The sequence below is a fragment of the Paenibacillus sp. Y412MC10 genome, assembly GCF_000024685.1.
Taxonomy (GTDB): Bacteria; Bacillota; Bacilli; order Paenibacillales; family Paenibacillaceae; genus Paenibacillus_AQ; species Paenibacillus_AQ lautus_A.
This window is the reverse complement of sequence record NC_013406.1, coordinates 381053-404898: the sequence shown is the minus strand read 5'-3', so window position 1 is coordinate 404898 and position 23846 is coordinate 381053. Positions and strand designations below refer to the sequence as shown.

Sequence of the window (23846 nt, the reverse complement as noted above, 5' to 3'; positions counted from 1 at the left end):
AACGATTTGTATATAAAATACACCGGGTTATCGGCAGTGTCAATCCTGTTTTTTGTTCTTTTTTTATCTATTTCGTAAATGAATAGCTCATCCACGAACCGCTGTACGTTTGAAGTAGGTCGTGATAACTCCTCTATCTTCGCAAACAAAAGATTGATTTCCAGCGGCGATTCCCATAACATTAAACATTATAATGATATAATGTTTAATGTTCGCAAAATCATGGATGCAGGGGGATTTCATATGAAATTTCGTTTCGAGGGCGCTGTTACGGATGTCATGCCAGGCATTGAGCTGCTGCTGGATGAGCTTGGCGTCGAACTTGGGGAAAACGGCATCCCCGTTGAGGCAGCCTTGTCCGATGGCGATCTGGAGGTCGGCAGGGACCGAGACCGCGCCTATATTCGTTACGGACGAAAACATCAATTTTTCCGGGGACTCGGCTTGCTGGTTCAACATAGCCGCCAAAGCGATTCGTTCCACCTTCACGAACGCCAGCAATTTGACCAAATTGGCCCGATGTTCGATCTGTCCCGCAACGCCGTGCTGACCGTGGACAGCTTTAAGCTCATGCTGAATAAAATGGCCCTGATGGGCATGAACAGCGTGATGCTGTACATGGAGGACACCTACCAGATCGAAGGCGAGCCGTATTTCGGTTATATGCGCGGTCGCTACACGCAGGCGGAGCTGAAAGAGATGGACGATTATGCCGATCAATTCGGCATCGAGGCTTTTCCAAGCATCCAAACCTTGGCGCACCTGGAGGAGTTTCTGAAGTGGGAGCCCATCAAGCATTACCGCGATACGAAGGGTGCCCTGCTCGTCGGCAGCGAGCAGACCGATTCCCTGATTGAACGGATGATCGAGGCTGCCAGCGCTCCGTTCCGCAGCAACAAGATTCATATCGGGATGGACGAAGCGGAGGAGCTCGGACGTGGTAAATATTTGGATCACAACGGTTATGTGAGCCGTTTCGACATTATGATCGCCCATCTGGACAAAGTCCTGGCTGCCGTCCGCAAGCGCGGCCTGAAGCCGATGATGTGGAGCGACATGTTCCTGAAGCTCGCTGCCGGCGGAGGCGGCGATGCGGCGTATTACGACAAGGACACCTCGATCCCGGAGGATATGGCCCGCCGCATCCCGAAGGATGTGGACATGGTGTACTGGGATTACACCCACATGGAGCCGGCAGACTATGAGAAGCTTATCGCCAATCACCGCCCCCTGGGCTGCAACCTCGTGTTTGCCGGAGCCGTCTGGATCTTTAACACATTCGGCGTCAACTACGGGTTGTCCCTGAACGCATCGAATGTTGCGCTTCAAGTGTGCAAGCAGGAAGGAATCCGTGAGGTATACGCCACGATGTGGGGCGACGACGGCAACGAAGGAAATCCGTTCGCGGCGCTGCTCGGTCTGCAGCTTTATGCCGAGCATGCCTACTCGGAACAGGAGCCTTCCCCGGCTCAGTTGGCGGAACGGGTGAAATTCTGTACGGGCATCGACATGGAGGCGTTCCTCTTGCTGAAGGATCTGGACGAGATTCCCGGCCAGGAGCCAAACAACGCCAAGCAGAGCAACCCGTCGAAATTTTTGCTGTATCAGGATGTGCTCCTCGGGATGTTCGACAAACAGATCGAAGGCCTGGACCTCTCGAACCACTATGCCGAGCTGGAGCAAAACCTGCGCGCGAAGCGCGATAGCACGGCCGAGCTGGATTATCTGTTCGAGATGCCGGAGAAGCTGAGCGCCGTCCTCAAACGCAAGAGCGAAATCGGCATTCTGCTGAAGCAGGCCTATGATGCCAAGGACGTCGATACCTTAAGGCATATGGCCAAAAACGTGCTCCCTGCCATCTCCAAAGCCGTGCAAGAGCTCCGCATTGCCCACCGTACACAGTGGCATCGGATGTTCAAACCCTTCGGCTGGGAGGTCATCGACATCCGCTATGGCGGCGTCATCACCCGCCTGGACACTGCATCGTTCCGCATTCTGGAATACGTGGAGGGACGGACGGCACGGATCGAGGAGCTTGAGCAGGAACGGCTGGTGTTCAGCACGACCAACCGCGACAACCACAAGGGCGTCGGCTGGTGCAGCCATTATTACCGCATGGCTTCGCCGAACGTGTTCTACCATGTGCTGAATCCTTTTTAAGGGTTCCGGCTGTCGGATTCTGCTGATACCCTGTCATCAACACATAATAAAAAGCCCCGGTTGCCGGGGCTTTTTTTGCATTTATCGCTGAGGCTTAGGCGATATGCTCTATTCACGCTCAGGATCCGTGCCGCTGCACTTCCTCATACCAGTCTCGCACATCCCGGCTAAGCCGTTCCACGATCTCCGGGTAACGGTCCGCCAGGTTGGAGCGCTCCCCGGGATCCCTGGACAGATCGGACAGGTGAATCTGATCCGGAACCACGCGGTCAAAATCGAGTTTTCCGTTCAGCACCAGCTTCCAATCCCCTTCCCGGACAGCCAGTTGGCCTTGATACTCCCAGAACAATTGCTGATGCGGCGACGGCTCGCGCATTTGCAGCATCTCCTTCAGGCTGCTTCCGTCCAGCGCAACGCCTTGAAGCGGTCCTGCCGCCGGATCGACGCCGGCCAGATCCAAAAAGGTCGGTGCGAGGTCCATCATAGCCGCCACCTCATCTCGCACTTGCCCGCCTTCCCATCCGTTCGGCCAGCTCAATATGGCAGGTTCGCGGATTCCGCCCTCGAACAGGCTTGCTTTATGCCCCCGGAAAATCCCCGCGCTTCCCCCGTAATACACGTCCTCCGTCCCATCCAGCCAGTTCCGGCTCTCGGAGGACGGTCCGTTATCGCTGGAGAAGAAAATGACCGTATCCTCATAACAGCCGGCTTCCTTCAGTGCCTTTACGATCTTCCCGACGCCGTCGTCCACCGCGGCAATCATGGCGGCCATGACCTGCCGATCCCAAGGCAAATGCGCAAACCGGTCCATGTATTTCTGCGGCGCATGCATCGGGTAGTGCGGCGCATTGTACGACGCAAACAAGAAGAACGGAGCCTCCTGCTCCCGCGACCGCTGAATGAAATCAACCGATCGTTCCGTGATCAGCTCGGTCATGTACCGGCCGTTCTCCCAAACCTCCGTTTCGTTTTCCCATAGATCATGCAGGGGGTTGACGCCATGGGCTTGGCCCCAATAAAAAATGTGCGAGTAAAAATCGACGCAGCCTGCCTTGAATCCGAAAAACTCATCAAACCCATGCGCATTCGGGCTGGTTTCCTCGGACAAGCCCAGATGCCATTTTCCATACAGCGCCGTCCTGTACCCGGCAGGCTTGAGAGCCTTGGCCAACGTCACCTCGTCGGCAGGCAGTCCATGCGAACCGCGCTTCGCCCCAAGAATCTCGCCGACTCCCGCTCGGGCCGGGTACTTGCCCGTCAATAAAGAGGCTCGTGACGGAGAGCAGACCGGGGAATTCGAATACCAATTCGTAAAACGAATGCCTTCATCAGCCAACCCGTCCAGATGCGGGGTTTTCACGGTGTCCGAACCGTAGCATCCAAGATCTCCATACCCTAAGTCATCGCAATAAATCACGATAAAATTCGGTTGTTTCATATCTCCATTCACCTCTACTATGCTCGACTTGTTCTTCATCATCGTACCTTTTGGCGGACGAATACGGAATGCTCCATCCTTGCAATCGTTATACAATATGTTGCATCATAGCAGTAACAAAAGAATTGACCGCTATAGGCGGAAGGAGGACACATGAGTTTAACAGTGAATCAGCGGCCATCCCGAGAAGAATACTTTAACAACCCGGCTCACTTTGAGACACAACTGGGATTATGGATATTCAAATCCGGATCCCACCCCTTTTTCACCGAAAAAGTCGGTCCCCGGTCCGTCGAATTTTACAGTATACATTTCGTTGCCAGCGGCAAGGTGCGGTTCGGATGGGACGGCAGCAGCGTCTCCCTCTCGGAAGGCGACCTCTTCTGCCTCTTCCCCGGCTCGGTCTATACGTATGTCAAGGACTGCGACGAGCCGTCTACCATGATCACCTGGACGGCCTTTATGGGCGAGTTGATGCCGTCCATATTGAACCATGTCGATTTATGTCCGGAACGGCCTTATCGACGAAATGCCTTCAGGGACGATGCCTTGGCTGTCATCAAGGACATTCAGCGATTGCTCCGGCAGCCCCAGCAGGACCATAGCCTTCAGCTGATGTCGCTGGGATTCCAGTTGATCCACAGCATCGATCCCAACCGGGACCAGCACCTCCCCGCTGCTTCGGCTGCTTCGGACTGGCTCGAGTCCGTCCCCGGATATATGGGGCTTCATTGCACGGAGAACCTGTCCGTGGAGGAGCTTGCCGCCTGGGCCGGCGTGCATCGCAGTCACTTCACCCGCGCGTTTACCCGCCGATACGGCATCTCTCCGTCCCGCTACATGCAGCAGTTGATCATGGAGAAAGCGACCCGCCTGTTATCCGCCGAGGGAACCAGCATCACGCAGACCGCTTTATCCCTGGGCTATTCGGATTTGTTTACGTTCTCCCGCGCCTTTACCCGGTATTTCGGAATGACGCCGAGCGCATTCGTGAAAGCGAACCGCCCATCATCGAGAACAAGCGAATAACAAGGAACCGCCATACGATAAACGATAAAGGGATCGCCGTTATCGACCCTACAGCAACGAAAAGAGGCTATCCGATTAGGGATAGCCTCTGGTCTTTTTACATTACCTATTTTTCGTGGCTACAAACGGCAGGACAACCTACTCCTCCATCAGCTCCCAGAGCGTGGTGAATGCCGCGCCTTCCAAATGAAAGAACACAGGCGCATTGGCATATCGCACATATTGGCCGCCTTTGAACAGTCTTAACTGGACTTCCGTCCCGTCCTGCAGCTGGATATACAGAAATTTCTGCTCGCTAGGCCCGGTCTCGTAGATCCCTTGCTCAAACAGAGGCTCTGCCGCTATCGGCTTCGCTTCATATAAAGCGTCAACGAAGGCTTGCACCTCCGCATCGGCGGAAAGCTCGCGCAGTTTGTTCTCGCCCATGTTCCAGCTATCGAAATCCTGCCATTTGACCGAAGTCATGTTCCCCATCAGATTCAGCTTGCCGATGATATCCTCGCCCTTGGCCACCGTAATCCCGTTCAAATGCTCATACAATTCGGCGTAGACTTCCCCGTCGTGCTCCATGTAGGACATGATTCTAAAATCGGCGTCATATCCCTTAACCGTGAATATATCCATTTCGCCGATCGTCGAAGCAAGCTCCGTATAATCATCGGAGGAGCTCCATTCCGTAATCCCCGACTTTGACCGTCCGAGCTTGTCGCCCCGCAGCTGCTTGGCGATTTCCGGCGTGATTTGCGTACCGGTTTGGGTGTAGATATTGCCCTGGTATACAACCAAACCGATCATGTCGGCTTTGACGTTGCTCTCGCCCGGAAGTTCGATTTTCGGAATGGTTATTGGATCGTGACCAACCTTCGCGGTCGGCGGGGTATTCGCCCCAGTCCCTTGTTGAACCACCGGGATATCGCTGACCGCTGGCTCGTTCTCAAGATTCAATACCAGCGAAGTCACTACCACCAGCCCCAGCATAATGGCCGCGGTGACGCCGGCGACCCCCATTCGGCTCATTCTTGTCGTTTGACGCTGATTTTGTTTCATTCCTTTCATAATTCGCTCCTCCAATCCCTTATCAGGTTCTATTCGATCTATCAATGATTTGTAGTCATTCCGATTCATCAATCGTCCTCTCCTTCCAAGTCCATGCGCAGCAGCTTCCTGCCGCGCTGAAGACGCATCTTGACCGCAGACTCGTTAATCTGCAAAATCCCGGCGATTTCCTTAACGGAATAATCCTCGTAATAAAACAGATGGATGACCGACTTATACTTGAACGGCAAACTCATGACGTGGTCCATCAGCGTCCGTTCCGACGGTTCGACAAAATAATCGTTCATATGCTCCATCTTGGTTACCCGCTTGCGCCACAGGCTCCCTTGCATGTTCTTGCAGTGGTTCGTAATCACCCGAATGAGCCAAGCTTTCTTATGCTCCTGGTCCCTGAAGTCAGGCGCTTTATATATCAATTTAATGAACGTCTCCTGAATGGCTTCTTCGACATCCTGTTTGTTCCCAAGATACACCATTGCTATTTTAAAAAGCATATCGCCATATAATTCATAGGTTTCCGTAATATCTCCGCCCGGCCGGAGCGAATCGATCTGCATCGCCTTTAGACCTCCTTTTACCCTTAACACAGTTATGGACGCGGATCGGTCACATTTTGTTTTTAAGTTTTTCGGATTAAAAAAAAGAGGGTGTCCCAATAGATATGGCTATCTCCTTTTTCTGTTAGGAGAAGCTCCGTGTGCGACCCATTTACGAAAGAAGCGGTGCAACGAAAGTAAAAAACAAGAAATGGCGGTGCAAGGATCGCCTCCTTAGCACCGCCATTTCTATTTTCCATTTTGTTGATCGATAGAGTGTTCTTTAGCAGATTTGCTGTTGGACGTTCCCTTCTCGTTTATAACCAAGAGGCTAACCCAAAATGCATCCAGCCTCTATAGAGTGTTTATTTTACGTACGTCAAATCCTGCATCAAACGATGGAGCACAGCGGCGCTTTCGCCGCGGGTGGCATTCGATTCAGGGTTGAAGCGCTGCTTCGGATCTCCGTTCAGAATATCAAGTGCCGCCAATTCATACACCGCTGCTTGAGACCAAGCTCCGATCGAGGACGCATCGGCAAAATGAGCTTTTGCCACGTCGACGGGGTTGTATCCGGCATACTCCAGCGCGTTGTAGGCCATTACAGCCATCTCTTCGCGCGTGATCGTCCGATTCGGCTTAAAAGTGCCGTCCGTGTAGCCGTTAATGATATCGGCATCGACTGCTGCCTGGATCGCTCCCGCGTACCAGTCGGATGAAGCCACGTCCTGGAAGCTGCCTGACGCAGCGTCTGCAGAAAGTCCCAATGCCCGGACGACAAGCGCTGCGAACTCGGCCCGAGTGACTGGAGCGTTCGGAACAAAGGTCTGATCCGTGCGCCCGGTTACGATCATTTGGGCTGCAAGCGATTCAACCTCACCCTTAGACCAGTGGGACGCGATGTCCTGGAACGTTACCGGGTTCTGCAACACCAGATACGTGCTGTTGGTTCGGCTATAGATATCGATACGTTGGCCGTTCACCTTGAATGGTACTGGCGTGTATTCGCCGTTTCCATCCACTCGAACAACCGCAATGTCTGTCAACGCATGCGATTTGTCGACATTCAGGGACCGTTTCACATACGTTTGGAACGAATCCAGCGTGAAAGCCTTGCCACTGCCGGACTTCACCGTCACGGTGTAGCTCACGGCTTGCAGCGCTTTATATCCTTTGGACGCCGCTGATTTAAGGGCATCCGCATCGACAGCAAGCTGAATGACCAATTGAAGGCTGTTCATATCCGAACCGGCTTGGGCTGCCAGCGCTTGAAGATCGATCTCCGTCTTCGGAAGTTCATAGCTTCCGTAAGGCGTCGCTACCACCAGCACCTGCGCGCTTGTTTGATCAAGCCACGCACGCAGCGCTTCATTCTCGATGGTAACGGATGAAGAAGAGATAGGCTGCGTGCTTGTTACCTCTACGGTAACATTTCCGCCAACAGGCTGTTTCAGGGCTTCCTTCATGGCCGCTCCGGTCACGCTGCCTGCCGCCGCGCCGTTCTCCACCTTAACCGGCACCTTGATCTTGCCTGGTTCCGCCGGCGGCGTCGTGCCAGGATTCGATGGATTTACGGGAGGCGTCGTCGGCCCTGGAGTTCCAGGCGTGCCCGGATTTTCAGGGTTGCCCGGCCCAGGCTCTCCCGGACCACCGGGAAGCGGCGCTCCCTTCAAGTCCGAAATCCGTCCTTCGACAGCGGAGGTCTTGGCCGTGATGGTGCCTACCTTTTTCACATAGTTCGAGAACACCTCATAGTCAGGCTTATAAAGCAGGTTCACGCGCCCTTCCAGATACGCCTTCTCGAGCGAAGCATAGAAATCGCCGCCCTTAGCGGTAAATGCGTTCGTCGCTACTTCATACGATTTATTCATGTCGATCGGCTCATATCCGTTCTTGCCTTTCACCTCGATACGCAGGACGCGTGATCCAACCGGCTTGGTCGAATCATAATAGAACCTCATGCCCGCGATATGCGGGAAGCGCCCGTCCTGAGCCGGGGTTTTGGAAACCCCGTTCTCCATGGCTTCTTTAATCTCAGCGCCCGTTAACGTGATCGTGACGAGATCATTGTTAAACGGAAGCACCGTCATGACGTCACCCATCGTGATTTTGCCTGCTTCAATCGATTCGCGGATGCCGCCGCCGTTCTGCAGGGCGATGACCGCATTCGTTCCGGCGGCTTGCGCCGCATCCAGCATGCCATCGGCAATCAGATTGCCGAGATTCGTTTCCTTCGTGCGGACATCGGCGCGGACGCCGTTCAGCTTCACTTCTGTCGTGCCCACCTCCGTTTGTTTCAATTCCTCCACGCCCGGCTTATATTTGGTGTTCAGAATTTGCAAGGCTTCGGGATCCGGCTGAATGACATACTGCTCATTGCTATCTTTCTCGTCAACGGAAATGAGGCTGCTGTTCCACTCCTGCAGAACCCCCTCGTCGTCAAATACGACCTCCAGCTGGCCTAAGAATTGACCTTTTTCACCTGTCTGGACAATCAGCTTCGGTTCGCTGTCCGAACGGTCCACGACCGCCAGATCCAGCTTGGTATGACTGTGACCGCCCACGATGATGTCGATGCCCTCGACTTCCTTCGCAAGGTTGACATCCACGTCATAACCGAGGTGCGACAGTACGACGATTTTGTTGATACCTTCATTCTTGAGCATCGCTACGGTATCTTTTGCCTTTTGCACCGCATTCTCAAAGGTTACGTCTCCAGGCGAAGCGATGTTCGCCGTGTCTTCGGTTGTCAGTCCGATGAGGCCAACCTGCTCCCCGTCTACCTCCATGATGATGGCCGGATAGATGGTTGCATCCTTGGCATCCCGGGTTACCTCATTTTTGAATTTCTGGGTCAATAAAGCATCGGCCGAAAAATTCACGTTCGAGGAAACAAACGGGAATTCCGCATGCTCGATGAAATCGTTCAGCACCTCGGAGCCTTTATCGAACTCATGGTTACCGAAGGTCATGGCATCATATTGAACCAAATTCATGAACTCCAGATCGGCGAGTCCCAAATATTGATTGAAATACAGCGTGCCTGAGAATACGTCTCCCGCATCCACGAGCAGAGGATTGACCGCATTCGCTTTGGCTTCCTTGATTGCCGTAACCCGGCGCGCAATATTATCCGGCGAGCTTACGGTGTCCAGATTGGCATGCGTGTCATTGGTATGCAAAATCGTCAGCGGGAAGCCGTCCACGGCTTCTTCCTTCAGGTCGATCTGGGCGACGACCGGATCATGATCCGATACGCGGCCCTTGGAGGCCGGGAAATCGGCGTTCAGATGCACGATATCGACTTGCGTAGAACGGGTCAGGTTCTTGCTGACCAGAATATGATCCAGCACCTGCGAGTTTCCGTCATACGTGTACGTGTACTGCTCCTTAAGCGGAAGCGTCTCGATCAGGTTGTCTAATTCGTTGCCCTTTAAAATGTTCGCCGTCTCGGTAAATTGGAAATCATTCAAATCCCCCAGCACGACGATGTTAGCATCAGGATTAGCAGACACCACGTCTTTCACGAAACTGTTCACGACCGCTGCGATCTGATGGCGCTGGGTTTCGCTGGAGAGAACCGGCGGCTGGGTATTGCCGAATGGCCCTTGATCTCCGGATTTCGAGTTAAAATGATTCGCGATGACGATCACTTTTTCCCCTTGGAATTCGAACTGTGCTGCCAGCGGCTTGCGCGATGCGTTGAATGCCGCATTCTGCGGATCAATTCGGCCCGGATTCAAGGTTAACTGATCCTTCGCCGCATCATACGCCACGGATTCCGTCGGGGATCCCTTCTTGCCCTGAACGCTGTCCGATAACTGGATGCGATCCGCGTTGTAGAGGAAACCGACCCGAATGTTGGCTCCCGGCGCTCCCCCGTCGTTATTATTCTCTGGTTCAATGTCGGTAAAGCTATAGGTTGGTCCGCCGGCTGCCTTGATGGCGTTAATCAAGGTCTGGTAGCTTTGATCGGCCGCGGTGGTTCCGTTGTTCTGCTCTCCGTTATTATCCTGTACTTCCACAAGGCCGATAATATCCGGAGACTTGATGTTGTTTACGATCGACTCCGCAAGCTTGTTGATTTTGGCAGAGCTTACGCCCGGGTAGAAATTTTCAATATTATACGTCGCTACTCTGAGCTGTTCGGCATTCACGTCAATAGTAGATACCTCTTGCTTAAAAGAACTGCTGTCGATTGGAGGCAAGCTGTTTTTGGCAGGGATCACCTTGAAGTTCCCGCCGTTATACCCGATCACGCCGATCACATCATCGGCAAACGTATCGCCTGTGCTCACTTCTTGACCCGGATTGCCGTAAGCAATCAAGAGACGCTGCGGGTTGAAATTGCCGTTCTCTTTCAGGACCAGCCCGCCCGCTGGCGTAATGACATCGGCGACATCATTGTCGACCCGGGTCGCAATGTTGTAGGTGCCGCCGCTTGTCCAATACGGACTAATGATCGTTGGCTGCGGAAGTCTGACCAGCATGCCCTCCAGCGACTCATAGAAGTCGATGGCATCTTCGTCCGGATCGAACGTGGTCATGCCGTCATTATCGATAATGGCGTCAGGAATCGGGCGCCCGCCTTTACCTAAGGTAACAGGGTCCGGCAGTTGTTGACCCTGACCCAGATTCTTGAACGATTGCAGCTCGATTTGAGTGGAAGTCAGGTTGCTGGAGCTTCCCTCGTTATACTCGGCCACTTTACCTGTTACGCTTACCAGATCTCCGATTTGAGGCCGGTTTGGATCCGTGGAATACACGAAAATGGCGTCCGAGGTATTCGGATTGGAATCCGGCTTCGGATCCTGGATATAGAATCCCTTAATGCTGCCGTTAGAGAACGTATAACCGTACTGGGTTACAACGCCTTCAATATCGGTTACCGTCTGTCCGTTATACGACGAAGCATGGTCCTCGCCTTGGATATCCGCAATACGCGGCTGCTGAGTGGCCTTGTAAGCAAATTCGTATACCTTGCTCACATCCGCACCCGAGACGACGATCGCCTTGATGGTCGTGTCACGGTCAATCTGTATCGGTGCGCTGTACAGTGTGCTTGCAGCCGTAGGAACCGATCCATCGAGCGTATAATAGATGCTTGCGCCTTGCGTAGGGCTGGACAGCGTCACCGTTCCCCCGGTAATGATCGGTCCGGCACCCGGACTTGCGATTACGGAGAACATCTCTTCGATTAAGGCATCCTCGCCTAACGGTATCAGCTCATAGATGTTTCCGAACTGCTTGACCACGCCCGTGATGCGGCTGAAGGTTTTCACCGTCTTCAGCTTGGACAATCCGGAATAGATGATGAATTCATGCCCGCCTTGCTCGGCTGTGTATTCCCCAGGTCTATTCTCGGACTTGATGGTGACATCATTCAGGGAGACTAATCTTGCCTCATAATTCTCCCCTGCAGCCGCAGATAGATCTGCTCCGGTGATTTGGAGAGCCTGCGGCACTCCGACTTGGTTCCCCGTTACGTCGTGCGGCAGCAAGGCATGCGGTTTGATCTCCTGAAGATTGTTGTAAATCTCCATCACGCCGGCCACGCTCACCCGGTCGCCAACGCTGGCATTAAGCGGGTAATCATAGAGCACAATACCGGCCGTGTCATCTTGAATGTAGGTCTCTCTGCCTTCAATATGCGTAATGACGCCTTCCGTCCAGACATGCTCGCCTTTTGCCTTGCTGCGGGCATCAGCGACGGACGTCTGCGTTAATATATCATATTGGAACGAGGAGACCGGCCCATCCGGCTGGCCATCCTGGGCTGCATAGGCTTCCACCCGCGTAGGCTCGTTAAGGATGACCGGGCCGTTGACGAGTTGGTAGCCGGACCCGTTACCGCCGGACCGATATACATCCGCATAAACGGAAGCGCCCACCGTAGGCGGATTCAGCGTAATCTCCGTTCCGGCTGGCCAGGCATTAGGCTCCGGATTAGCCGTTACCGCTCCAAGGCCAGAGCCAGGCGTGACCGGCGTAACGGGACTCGCACTGTTCCGGGGATCCGGGGTTATAACGATAAAATCGGCCGCATTGTTATCCGTGTCAAGGCCGCGATCCTTTTGACCAAAGGTCAATTCCTTGCGAATCGCTGCCGTGCTGTTGGATAGAGCTGCGGTCGGACTCGTTTCATACTCTGAAGCGGACCCATAGCCAATGAGATCGATGCGATCGCCAGCGGTGTTCACCAGATCTACTTTGCCATTGGAGCCGCTCAGGTTCAATGCTCCTGCAGCATCAGCTGTCGGCAAAGAAGCACCTACCGAGCCGCTGCTCTGTAGTTGAATCAAATAATAGGCATATGGTTCTATGATGCCAGTTAAAGAGGCCGTGTTGTTAAAAGTGCCTGTTGCGCTCGCATAACGCACCTTCCAGCCTGTCAGGTCGACCGGACTGCTGGTCGGATTGAACAATTCGATAAAATCATGAGTAAAAGATGCCCCGCTATTCCCGCCCCCACCGTACACTTGGCTGATCACAACCTGATCATGCCGTGGAGAAGCCTCCGCCACCTTCACGGGGCTGAAAGGAACGATGATACTCAGAAGCATCACGATAGCCAAAAGCATGCTTAACGGCCTTTGGCACCTATGTAATCGAATGCGCATTCAGGTGTTCACTCCTCTATTCTATTAAATTTTCTTACCTTATTTACTATATATACCAGATATGTTTTGGGAGTTCTAACCTAAAGTATGCTAGATGTAAAAAAACCTCCGATAGACCTAAACCCAAAGCTGGATAGGCATATCAGAGGTTCTATTTGTCTTACATCGACTTGCGCAATTCGTTACCGTTTACCTGAATCGAACGGCTCCCCTACCGCTTTCGGCGCATTCGAGGATTTGGAGAAAATCACGAGCGCGATCAGCGTGACGATATAAGGGAAAATCTTGAGAATGACCGGCGGGATCACCGCCAAGGACGGAATGACCTGCGATACGTTGGCTACCGTCGTGGCAAATCCGAAGAACAAGGTCGCCAGCAGGATGCCGAGCGGCTTCCATTGTCCGAAGATCAAGGATGCCAGAGCCAGGAACCCGAGTCCCGCAACGTTCCCCGTAAATTCGCCGGAATATGTCAACAGAATGACAGCCCCACCGAGTCCTGAAAAAGCACCCGAGATCATGACGCCGACATACCGCATGGACTGTACCTTAATACCGGCTGCTTCGGCCGCGTGCGGATGCTCGCCGCAGGACCGGAGCCGCAGACCGAAAGGTGTCCTGTACAGCACAAATGCACTGACCAAAAGCAAAATCAGAACCAGCCATGTCGTGGCATAGGTTTTCGTGAAGAATAAATCCCCGATAATCGGAATCTTGGAGAGACCCGGGAAATCAAACGGTTTGAATCCGCTGGTGATGCTGATCTTGCCGCTGCCCGTAATGTTGCGGGCAAGAAAAATCGTCAGGGCGCCCGCGATCATATTGATCGCCGTACCGCTTATGATCTGATTGGCACTGAGGTTGATGCTGGCAAACGCATGCAATAGCGAGAATAGCGCGCTCGCTGCCGCCGCCGCCAATAGGCCTACCCATAATACCCACCAATGGCCGGGCCATTGGGCCTGCATTTTGAATATGACAAAAGCGCCGATGAAAGAACCGACAATCATCAAGCCGTCAAGGCCGATATTGACGACCCCGCTTCGTTCACTGAACAGTGCGCCCAGGGCGGTAATCAAAAGCGGGATCGTGTAAGCGATGGCATACGGAAAAATCTGTTCAATCGTTGTCCACATATGTCCTTACTCCCCCTGCTTTTTATTTGCCGCGCGACGCAGCTTGAATTTACGGTACAGACGCTCGATCAAGATGCTGGTTGCCGCAAAATAGATAATGATGGCGATAATCGAATCGGCGATTTCCGGCGGAATCTCCGTCATGGCATTCATAAACCCTCTACCCGAGTAGAGAATCCCGAAGAACAGGGCCGACACCAAAACACCGATAGGTGCGTTGATTCCAAGCAGGGCTACGGCAATCCCGTCAAATCCCTGGCTCGGCAGAATGCCGATCTGCATGCTGGAGGCATTCCCCGCATACTGTGCAACACCCGCGAGGCCCGCGAGCCCACCGGAGATGAACATGGACAGCACGATGCTGCGTTTAACAGCGATCCCCGCATATTCGGAAGCGTGCCGGTTGAATCCGACCGCTTTCAATTCGTATCCGAGCGTTGTTTTGTTAATAAGGAAAGCGACGACCAGAACGGCGATCACCGCGATAAAAAAGCCCAGATTGACATAAGAACCTTGGAACATATCGGTGAGCCACTGCTGATGCAGCATGGCTTCCGGTGGAAGCTGGCGCGATTCCGTCTCCAGGCTCGCCCCTTTGAAGTAACCCGGAATGACATAATAAACGGTCCAGTAGGCCGTCCAGTTCATCATGATCGTGGATACGACCTCATGCACGTTATATTTTGCCTTCAGGAAACCGGGAACCACCGCCCATAGTGCGCCGCCGATGAAACCGACCAGCACCATGACCAAAAGGAGCAGAGCCCGCGGTAAATCCAGCGAAAGGCCGACAGCCGTTGCACAGAAACCACCGAACAGCATTTGGCCCGCAGCACCGATATTGAACAGCCCGGTACGGAAGGCAAAAGCCACGGACAAACCGGTCAAAATAAGCGGAGTCGCCGTCGCCAGCGTATTTCCGATCCGCTCCGGATTTTTAAGCCCGCCTTGGAGGAGATACTTATATCCTTCTATCGGATTATGCCCGGTCAGCGCCATAAGCAGTGCCCCCGCGATGAGTCCGAACAGGACGGCAAGCAACGATTTTACGCTGTTATTCATGTGGTGCCTCCTCTTTTTGATACCCGGCCATCATCAGTCCGAGTTCTCTTTCGTTCGTTTCGGAGGTTTTTACGATACCTACCAGTTCACCGTTATTGATAACGGCAATGCGGTCCGACAGATTCAGCACTTCATCAAGCTCCAGGGAAACCAGCAGAACGGCTTTCCCCTTGTCCCGCTGTTCGATCAGACGACGGTGAATATATTCAATCGAGCCTACGTCAAGGCCCCGGGTCGGCTGAACGGCAATAAGCAGATCCGGATCGCGCTCTACCTCGCGGCCGATGATTGCCTTTTGCTGGTTACCGCCGGACATCGAACGCACGATCGACCGGCCGCCCGTTCCGGAACGTACATCAAAACTCTGAATGATATGCTCCGCATGCTTGCGGATCGCTGCCGGCTGCAGCAGCCCGTTCTTGGAATACGGTGGGCGGTTATACACCTCAAGGATCAGATTCTCTTCAATCGTGTAATCCAGCACGAGGCCCCTCTTCTGGCGGTCCTCCGGAATGTGGCCGATTCCGCTCTCGTTCCGCTGACGGACGGAAAGTCCATTAAGCGTCTTACCATTCAGGATCACCGTCCCGCTCTCCGCTTGACGCAAGCCGGTAATGGCTTCCACCAGTTCCGTTTGACCGTTGCCGTCCACGCCGGCAATGCCCACGATCTCGCCGGCATGCAGATCCAGACTGAAGCCTTTGAGCGCATCGACTTTTTTACTGTTCTTCACGGTAAGCGACTGGATCTGAAGAACGGTCTTGCCCGGACGGCTCTCCTGTTTGTCCACTTTAAAGGAAACGCTGCGGCCTACCATCATTTCGGCCATCGCTTCGCGGCTCGTATCGGCCACGTCAACGGTACCGATCGTTTTCCCCCGGCGGATGACGGTACAGCGGTCCGCAACCGCTTTAATTTCTTTCAATTTATGCGTGATCAGAATGATCGATTTGCCTTCGTTGACCAGGTTCTTCATAATGCCCTGCAGATCTTCGATTTCCTGAGGGGTCAGCACCGCCGTGGGCTCGTCAAATATGAGCACTTCCGCATCGCGGTACAGCATTTTGAGAATTTCCACGCGCTGCTGCATCCCGACCGAGATATCCTCGATTTTGGCATAGGGGTCTACGTTGAGCCCGTATCGTTTGGACAGCTCCTCGACCCGCTTGGCTGCGGATCTCACGTCTAAACCAAAATAATACTTGCGCGTCTCGCTGCCGAGAATAATATTCTCGGTCACGGTAAACGGCTCGACCAATTTAAAATGCTGATGCACCATCCCGATTCCGAGTTTATTCGCGACGTTCGGATTCGAAATCCGCACGTCCTTGCCGTTGACTTTGATCACGCCACGGTCAGGCTGGTACATGCCAAACAGGATGCTCATCAGGGTCGACTTGCCCGCGCCGTTCTCGCCGAGCAGCGCATGAATTTCGCCCTTCTTCAGTTGAATCGTGATATCGTCGTTGGCCACGATTCCCGGAAATTCCTTGCGGATGCCCACCATCTCGACAACATAGTCCATGGTTTTGGGTCCTCTCCTTCTTTTTTGTTGGATATCTTCCTGTTCATCATTAACCGCTAAAAAAACGCGGATCGACTCACTTCCAAACAGCCAGAACGCAGTTCCATAGAGATCATTCTACATTCAATTTCAGGATGCAATCGCTTGCGCCGGTGATACGGTCTGTTACCTAAAATAGCCCCACAAAGTGGAGCCTATGCTTCGATGCTTGTTCCAAATACTTTGCAGGGGCCCCAAAACATATAGATGCGATTACAGAATTGCTTACGCTTCACTGAAACAACTATAAATTCTAATACCTTAAAAAAAGACGGAAGGAATCCGTCTTTTTTCATGCGGTATCGCTGCTTTTCAAGTAAGCCTATCCACGCTCCGTAGATAACTTGGTGTCTTGAATTACTTAATCAATTCGCCTTGCTCTGCGGCTACTTTAATTTCGCCGGCTTTGATCTTGCCAAACACTTCGTCTACTTGCTTCAGAACGTCCTCGCTCAAGTTCGGGTTATTCTCAGGAAGTCCGACGCCATCATTTGTGGCATCCAGCGTAAGCGTTTGTCCGCCCGGGAATTTGCCTTCGGTTTCGGCTTTGATCATATCGTAAGCCGCATGGTCGATTTTCTTGACAGCGGAAGTCAGAACAACGGACTTGTCGCCTTCGTAAACGCCGTCTTGGTATTGGTCAACGTCGACGCCGACGATCCAAACTTCGGATCCGTTCTGCACGCGAGTCTTCGCTTCGTTAATCGCACCGACGCCAACGCCGCCTGCAGCAGCGAAGATCACGTTTACGCCGCGGTCATACATTTGAGCCGCCAATTGGCTGCCTGCCGCAACGTCGTCAAAAGATCCTTGGTACACCACGTTTTCTTTATTAATTACTAGTTTCGTGCCGAGATTCTCGTTAGCATAAGCTACACCCTGCTGGAAGCCCCAGTTGAACTTCTGTACAGGCGGAATTTCCATGCCGCCGATAAAGCCTGCTTGTCCATCCTTCACATGAAGGGCAGTCGCTACGCCAGCCAGGAAGCCGGACTCTTGCTCAGCGAAGAAGATGGATACGGTATTTTCTTTAACGACCGGTGTTGCGCCTTCTTCTCCAGATTGAGGCGTTCCGTCAATAATTACGAATTTAGCGTCTTTATACTTGTCCTGTGCTTTGAACACGGCTGTTTCGAATTTGAAGCCTGGCGTTACGATAAATTTAAATCCGGCATCGTACAGGTTACCGATCTCTTTCGAATAGTCGGCTTCTGTGGTTCCGGCCGGCTTCAGGTATTTATACTCCATTTTGAAGTCCTCGTTCGCCTTCACGATACCTTCGTATGTGCCTTGGTTAAACGACTTGTCATCGATCGTTCCAGCGTCTGTAACCATCCCTACCTTGAATTTTGCCTTAGGTGCGTCGCCGCCTGCGCCGCCGCTTGGCTCTGACGCTGGTTTGTCGCCGCAACCCGCCAGCATTGTGACAGATAACGCCAAACTGATTAAAGATATGACCCCTTTTTTCATTAAGGATAACCCTCCTAGGTATATATGCCCGAATACTAGATTCGCGCTATTTACAATATATTAATAAAAGTGACCCTTTTCAACATAAATTTGGGTGAATCTGTCAAACTGCATCTGTGCCGCGGTGAAACGTTTAAGACATGTTTTATTCCAATTCTAGTAGAGATAGGAAGACGTAATTTTCGTATCGTTGATTTAACAGTTTTTATAGATAACACGGGGGTTACAGGCGGTGTGATACGAAGCGTGGGCAAGGGTTCAGACCCTTCAATTTGGAAAAAAATAAATGCGCATTACGAAAATAAAGCACCTTGGCCAAGGTGCTTATAGACATGCTGTTCATTCGATGAATGGCTGTGAATGATTATTCACTTGCGACGGATTTTCATCATGCGGTTATATGTAATGAATGCGGCAATAATCATCGCGATAAAACCCAGATTGCTCGCCGACTCCGGCGACATGCCAAACACGCCCGCCAAACTCGTGACCAAGTTATTCGTAAGCAGCGCCACCGCAATCAGCATGACTGGACGCCACACGCTGTACCTTTTCATCCTCGCAACACCCCCAGGCAGTTTCGAAACCATTCAAACACAAACCACTTAAGTGGTTAGCTTCATCTATTAGATGCATTATACCATGAATAAGTATGCGTTTACATTAATCTTAACTTTCGCAGTATGAATTTTTTAGATAGCCCGCAATTACTTCATTATATGAGACGTGTTCATAAACATCGGGATGCATCAGATATTTATCATACGGTCATCAAGACCGATTCGAAAGTAAAAGCCATAGGTCACAGCGTGGAAATCACGCTGCATCCATGGCTTTTTTACGAAACATAAATTAATTATCATGCATTATGCCGCGACAGAATTTATCACGGAATGCCCTCATCCTAAATCAACATCATGGAAATCAGGCCGCATGCCATCGGAATTTGAGCTCGTGCTGGAATAACTCATCAGTCCTTTTTATTGTACTCGAATGAAATCTTAACGGGAGCCGACATTCCTTCCATAGAGAGATAGGCATCGCAGGTTCCCTTTAAATTGCCGGTAAGCTTGATCGTGAATTGGAAACTTCCCGTTTCCGTACTGGTCGTCTGGCCTTCGTACCGAACTTTCCCTTTCGAATCGAGTATTTTCAAATTCACTTGGGACTGACTGCCGTTCACGACCAGACCGTCGATCGTCAATTTCTTCGCAGCGGCATCCACCAGGGCTCTTGCGCCGTCGATTGCAGTGCCACCCCCCGCATGGCCGTCAATGCCAAGAACTTCGATTTCATCAAGGAAGACCCAGACGTTGACCGGGAATTCCACTTTAACGTAGCGGGCAGACACTTTATCGGCTCCCGCTTCCCCCGGCACACCGTCTGTTATCCCGCTCCAACCCACGAACTCGGCCGAGGCAGCATCCTGTGCCGGTGGCGGAGAAACGGTTGCCAGCGTGCTCCAGGATTGGCCGTCAGATGAAACGGAAAAAGTAACGTTCGGAGGAAAATAGATGCCGGGTCCTTTATCCTGAAGAAAATGGGCTCTAATCGCCCCGATCGATTTGTTGCCGCCCAAATCAAATGTGATGGTGCGGCTTCGTTCGTCAGGGTAGTCGCTTCCCGCATGGGCCTGCCACTGCTCGGTGCGGTAATCCGTCCCGCCGAATCGGCCGTCCGTAAGTTCGTTCCCGGAATCGGGATAGTTGCTGTTAGGCTGCTGTGAAATTGTATAGCTTTGGCCAAGAACCAGATTGCTGAGTCCCCCTCCGTCAGACCAGGTATGAATGAGAACTTGGGCGTAGGAATCAAGCACCGTTGCGGCCGGGACCGAAATCAACCCTTGCGCTTGGACGGCCGGGTCGTGAATGTGCGCGAGAAAATCCTGCATATACGTCACGGCTTCCTTCGGCTTGTTATCGTCCAAAAGAAGCTTGATGGTCTGCAATCGATACGTCAAATCATTACCAAAAGCCGGCTTGATTTCGTTCGATGCGACATAACGCTGCACAACCTCCGCCATCGTCTCCGGCGCCGGGCTGCTATCGATGGCGTACGTTCCGTTCAAATACTGGTACAGCCAGTCATACATTAAACGCAAACTTGGATCCTTGCTTACCCCTAAGTTGTATACTGCATTATTGCCTTGATAGTGAGCTCTGAAGCCATTTTGCATCAGACCGGATCTGACGCCGCTGTCTAAGTATTCGACAAAACGCTGACGAAGTACGGGATCTGTCAGCATTCCGTCATCAAATTCAACTTCGTTCCCCATTCCGTATCGCTTTGCAGTATCCGTAGCATCGTCCAGACGGTCGGAATCCATTCCGCCAAAGAAATAGTTAGGCTGAAGCGCCGCGGCATCGAACCCTACGTCTTTCCACATAAACATTTTGTAAGCATATGAGTGTGGAATCCAGAAAACCTTCATGTTCATGGCGTGCACTTTATCCGACACCATGCGAGCTATGTCCGGTCCCGATTCGGATATGTCGATTTGTTCCGGCATCCAGTACATGCCGACAAGCTCAAGATTCGAGTAGTTGGCAGCCTGCCATCTTTGCCGGGTCTGGTCCAGCCACCACTGCACCGCTTTTCCTCTGTTTTCAGACGCTTTTTCTTTGCCTACGACGGAGTCGTTGAAATTTAAGGAGCCGCTACCGTCAATGTCGCCAAAATTGGTTAAGGATTCCCCTGGATTCGGAATCATTAACACAACCTTGACTTGATGATCGGGCTGTTTCAGCTTGGCCCCAACTTCCTTGGCAGCCTCATTCAACTGCTGCATATCGCCCGTGGCTGCAAATGTTTTATCCAAATACCATTTCCAATCGTCCAGGTTCGTTTGTCCCTGACCGAAATCGCGACCGGCAGGCGAAGCAATCCCGAGATACAGAACGCCGTCATAAAGCCAATCGACCGGCTCGCCGTCTTTATTTACATAACTGATATTAGGGATAATCCGTTCCTTCTTCCAATCGCCCAAACCATTCGCGTATTGTCCGTTATACAGCAGATTCAGATTCCGGATCCCGGCCGTAGCTTCCCCCGGCTCCAAGAAATGAGGCTGCTCGGCAGGAACCTTTACCGAACCGTCAACCTTGCCGTCCATACCCATAATTTCGATTTCGTCAATGTATTCCCACTGTGTAGGATGCATAAAAAAGGTCACCTTCACATAACGGGCATAAGCCAGCTTGCCATCCGTATTCCCGCCTTTGATTCCATCCCGGCTGCCATCCCATTCAAAGGTCTCCTGTCTGGGCGGTCCTTCTCCCCACAGAAGCTGCGTAGCGTTATGGGAAAGCAGCCCCCAATTTTCCTTATCGTCGGAGACATACATCGATACCGACAGCGGCACGAGAATCGAATTCGTAGGAAAATCTTGAAAGAAATTAGCCGTGATCTTTCCAATTGACTTTTCCTCACCGAGATCGAACACGACTTCGCGAGCCTTTCCGCGCAGATGTCCTACCCATGCCGGGTCGTTCATATCCAATGCGCCGTATTTTCCGTCCGTAAGCTTGTATCCGTCATCGGGATGCGAAGCTTCCGGAGCTTCAGACCATTCATACGGAAGGCCGGCCGCGAGATTGCGGAATTGCGTCTCCTGCACAGCCCAAGATACTACCGCTTGATCGCCTTTTGCTTGTGGTGCCTGTTCCGCTGTCGGTTCACCAGCATCCGTCAGTTGATCCAGATCGACCTGTAGATTACCCGAATCATTCCCTGCTTCCATCTGGTCTGCACCTGCCGCCTGCAGGACAGTCACATCCGGAACAAGCGATTTCGCCTGAACCGCAGAGAGCGGAGTCAGTAGTAATACGGCTGCCATTAATCCGGATAACCATTTTTTATTCAAATTCATCAAGGCCAGCTCCTTTTCTTTATTCTCGAGTACAGAAATATCAAAAACTTTAAACCCTTATTTCTGTTCCGGGTGAACGCTAGATTTTAATCCCCCCTTTCGCGTATTCCGCATAAGCAAGCAGCAAAGTGTATAAGATCGGCTTCCTCCGGAAGAGGAAGCCGTCACCGCCGCATCCAGTGCCGCGGCACGAAGTTTCCAGGTGGGCAACGGCAGTAATACTGCGCAGCCAAACACTCCGCACTTCAAGCGATCTGAGGCGTGGATAGGCAGTGGATAAGCAAACTTCGGTTATCCTTGTTCAAGTGATTCTGTTTTATTCCGCCTTCGCCGCCAGGAACTCGTCAATTTGCTTTTGCAGCTCCTGCTGAATCTTGTGGAGGGCGGGGCCGGCTTCCGCTTCGAATTTCTTCAATGTGTCCTCCGGATCAATAACCCCGTTAAACAACGCCGTGTAGTATTGCCCGTCGACTGTATTGTACTGGCTGACCTCGTTTTGCACCGGGGTACTGTCGAATTCGAAGCCGGCCAAAATGTCGGTGGTGAACATGTCGGCATCGCGAAGCACGGCATCCATTTCATCATTCTGCGGATCACCGCCTACAACACTGCGCTCATCGACCGGATTCCATAGCCAGACATAGCCGAATGCGGAGTAGCCGGATGTATCCAGGTTTTTCATTTTGTCTTCTCCTACCGCTTCCCAGTGCTTTCCTTCGATTCCATAAGAGAGCAGGTCGTAGTTTTCCTTCTCATTCGCCCAGTTCAGGAACATAATCGCCCGCTCCTTGTTCTTGCTCACCTTCGGAACAGCGAGGAAATTCCACTGTTTAAAATTGGTCAAATTCGCGCCTTTTTCCGGGTTAAAGAAGGTGACCGTTTCCAGCTCGCCTCCCGGTACGTTGTTCTTGAACGTGTTCTTGAGGGAATCGCCGATGCCGAACGCGCCGTTTGTGACGATTGCTACTTTGCCTGCCGATATTGGCTGGTGAAAATCTTTTGTCGTCAAAATGTCCTTGAAGATCAGTCCGTCTTTAAACCACTTGTGCGTGTTCGCCAGCCACGTTCCGATCGGCTCCCGATCCTCCAGCAAATTGTAAACTTTGCCGTCATTGTTCTTGTAGTAGAGCATCAGGCTGTTGCCCAGGGCGTGGGTCGGTCTGACATGGGTTTCGTAATCGTTCAGCGCATGGTGAGCGACAAATGAATAAGTGGCGGAGCCTGCGCTCATCGGGATAATGCCTTTCTCTTGCTCCTTTACCTTGTAAGCGAAAGCGATCAATTCTTCATATGTCTTGATCGGCGGTACGCCCAGCTTCTCGCGAATGTCTTTGCGCACCATGTACGAATTGCCGGACATGTAGCTGACGCCGAGCGGAACGGCCATAATTTTGCCGCCGTATTTGTTGTAGTCCCACATTTGCTGCGGCCGTTTCTCCAGCACCGTTTGGCCGTACTTGGCCAACAGGTCATCCAGCGGTTCATAGAATCCGTTTGCAATCATCTGATTGATGTGCAGCCATGGCGCATCGAAGATGAGATCGATGTTTTCGCCGGAAGCAAGCGTTACCTGTGTCTTTTGCGCCAGATCGGACCAGGGTACGAAGACGACGTCGAGTTTGACGTTGATCGTATCCTTCATCCGCTTTTCTGCTTCGGCGATGACCAAATCCATATCCGACGGCCGATCGCCGGGAATCATGATTTTCAGCGTCACCTCTTCAAGTTTGGCGTCATCGCTGGCGCTGTCTCCGGTTTGACCCGACGGTCCGGGCGTCTTCCCTTCCCCTTCGTTCTTGCCCGAACAACCCGCAATCGCGATGAGCGCAATCAATAACACAAGCGCGATGGACAATAATCTTTTCATGGTTCCTTCCCCCTGAATCAATAATAGAGAAAATAGGCGG

General features: G+C 52.3%; 13 protein-coding genes. 2 read left to right on the top strand and 11 right to left on the bottom strand.

All coding sequences use genetic code 11. From position 1 onward, the window contains the following. Positions 1 to 243: 243 nt before the first annotated feature. A complete protein-coding gene (locus tag GYMC10_RS01785) occupies positions 244 to 2160 on the top strand; it encodes a beta-N-acetylhexosaminidase (protein ID WP_012818566.1) in 1917 nt (638 codons plus the stop codon). A 118-nt stretch (positions 2161 to 2278) separates the two neighbouring features. Here GYMC10_RS01785 and GYMC10_RS01780 read toward each other — a convergent pair whose 3' ends face one another. Then, the gene (locus GYMC10_RS01780; protein ID WP_041621913.1) at positions 2279 to 3598 is read right to left on the bottom strand and encodes a sulfatase-like hydrolase/transferase; all 1320 of its coding nucleotides are present in this window, start codon (positions 3596 to 3598) and stop codon (positions 2279 to 2281) included. A gap of 153 nt (positions 3599 to 3751) precedes the next feature. On the opposite strand from GYMC10_RS01780, the gene GYMC10_RS01775 reads away from it, so the two are divergent. Continuing rightward, positions 3752 to 4627 carry an AraC family transcriptional regulator gene (locus GYMC10_RS01775; RefSeq protein ID WP_012818564.1) on the top strand — a complete coding sequence of 292 codons (876 nt, stop codon included), beginning with the start codon at positions 3752 to 3754 and terminating at the stop codon, positions 4625 to 4627. Positions 4628 to 4765: 138 nt separating this feature from the next. On the opposite strand, the gene GYMC10_RS01770 is transcribed toward GYMC10_RS01775, so the two are convergent. From GYMC10_RS01770 to GYMC10_RS01725, 10 genes are all read right to left on the bottom strand, one after another. After that, positions 4766 to 5683: a hypothetical protein gene (locus tag GYMC10_RS01770; RefSeq protein ID WP_235201864.1), complete on the bottom strand. Its 918-nt coding sequence runs from the start codon at positions 5681 to 5683 to the stop codon at positions 4766 to 4768. Positions 5684 to 5751: 68 nt separating this feature from the next. Beyond that, positions 5752 to 6240, bottom strand: coding sequence for an RNA polymerase sigma factor (locus GYMC10_RS01765; protein WP_012818562.1), 489 nt, complete (start codon positions 6238 to 6240; stop codon positions 5752 to 5754). A gap of 344 nt (positions 6241 to 6584) precedes the next feature. Next, positions 6585 to 12839 carry a 5'-nucleotidase C-terminal domain-containing protein gene (locus GYMC10_RS01760; RefSeq protein WP_012818561.1) on the bottom strand — a complete coding sequence of 2085 codons (6255 nt, stop codon included), beginning with the start codon at positions 12837 to 12839 and terminating at the stop codon, positions 6585 to 6587. 182 nt (positions 12840 to 13021) lie between these two features. Further along, positions 13022 to 13975, bottom strand: coding sequence for an ABC transporter permease (locus tag GYMC10_RS01755; protein WP_012818560.1), 954 nt, complete (start codon positions 13973 to 13975; stop codon positions 13022 to 13024). Between the two features lie 6 nt (positions 13976 to 13981). Next, on the bottom strand, positions 13982 to 15037 hold the full coding sequence (locus GYMC10_RS01750) for an ABC transporter permease (RefSeq protein ID WP_012818559.1): 1056 nt from the start codon (positions 15035 to 15037) through the stop codon (positions 13982 to 13984). Beyond that, positions 15030 to 16562, bottom strand: coding sequence for an ABC transporter ATP-binding protein (locus tag GYMC10_RS01745; RefSeq protein ID WP_012818558.1), 1533 nt, complete (start codon positions 16560 to 16562; stop codon positions 15030 to 15032). The genes GYMC10_RS01750 and GYMC10_RS01745 overlap by 8 nt, the downstream gene beginning before the upstream one ends. Before the next feature lie 396 nt (positions 16563 to 16958). After that, positions 16959 to 18071, bottom strand: a complete 1113-nt coding sequence (locus GYMC10_RS01740; RefSeq protein WP_012818557.1) for a BMP family protein — start codon at positions 18069 to 18071, stop codon at positions 16959 to 16961. Positions 18072 to 18439: 368 nt separating this feature from the next. Further along, positions 18440 to 18628: a hypothetical protein gene (locus GYMC10_RS01735; protein ID WP_012818556.1), complete on the bottom strand. Its 189-nt coding sequence runs from the start codon at positions 18626 to 18628 to the stop codon at positions 18440 to 18442. Between the two features lie 413 nt (positions 18629 to 19041). Next, positions 19042 to 21939: a DUF4855 domain-containing protein gene (locus GYMC10_RS01730; protein WP_012818555.1), complete on the bottom strand. Its 2898-nt coding sequence runs from the start codon at positions 21937 to 21939 to the stop codon at positions 19042 to 19044. A 316-nt stretch (positions 21940 to 22255) separates the two neighbouring features. After that, entirely contained in the window at positions 22256 to 23806 is a 1551-nt protein-coding gene (locus GYMC10_RS01725; RefSeq protein WP_012818554.1) for an extracellular solute-binding protein, read from the bottom strand. Between the last annotated feature and the right edge of the window lie 40 nt (positions 23807 to 23846).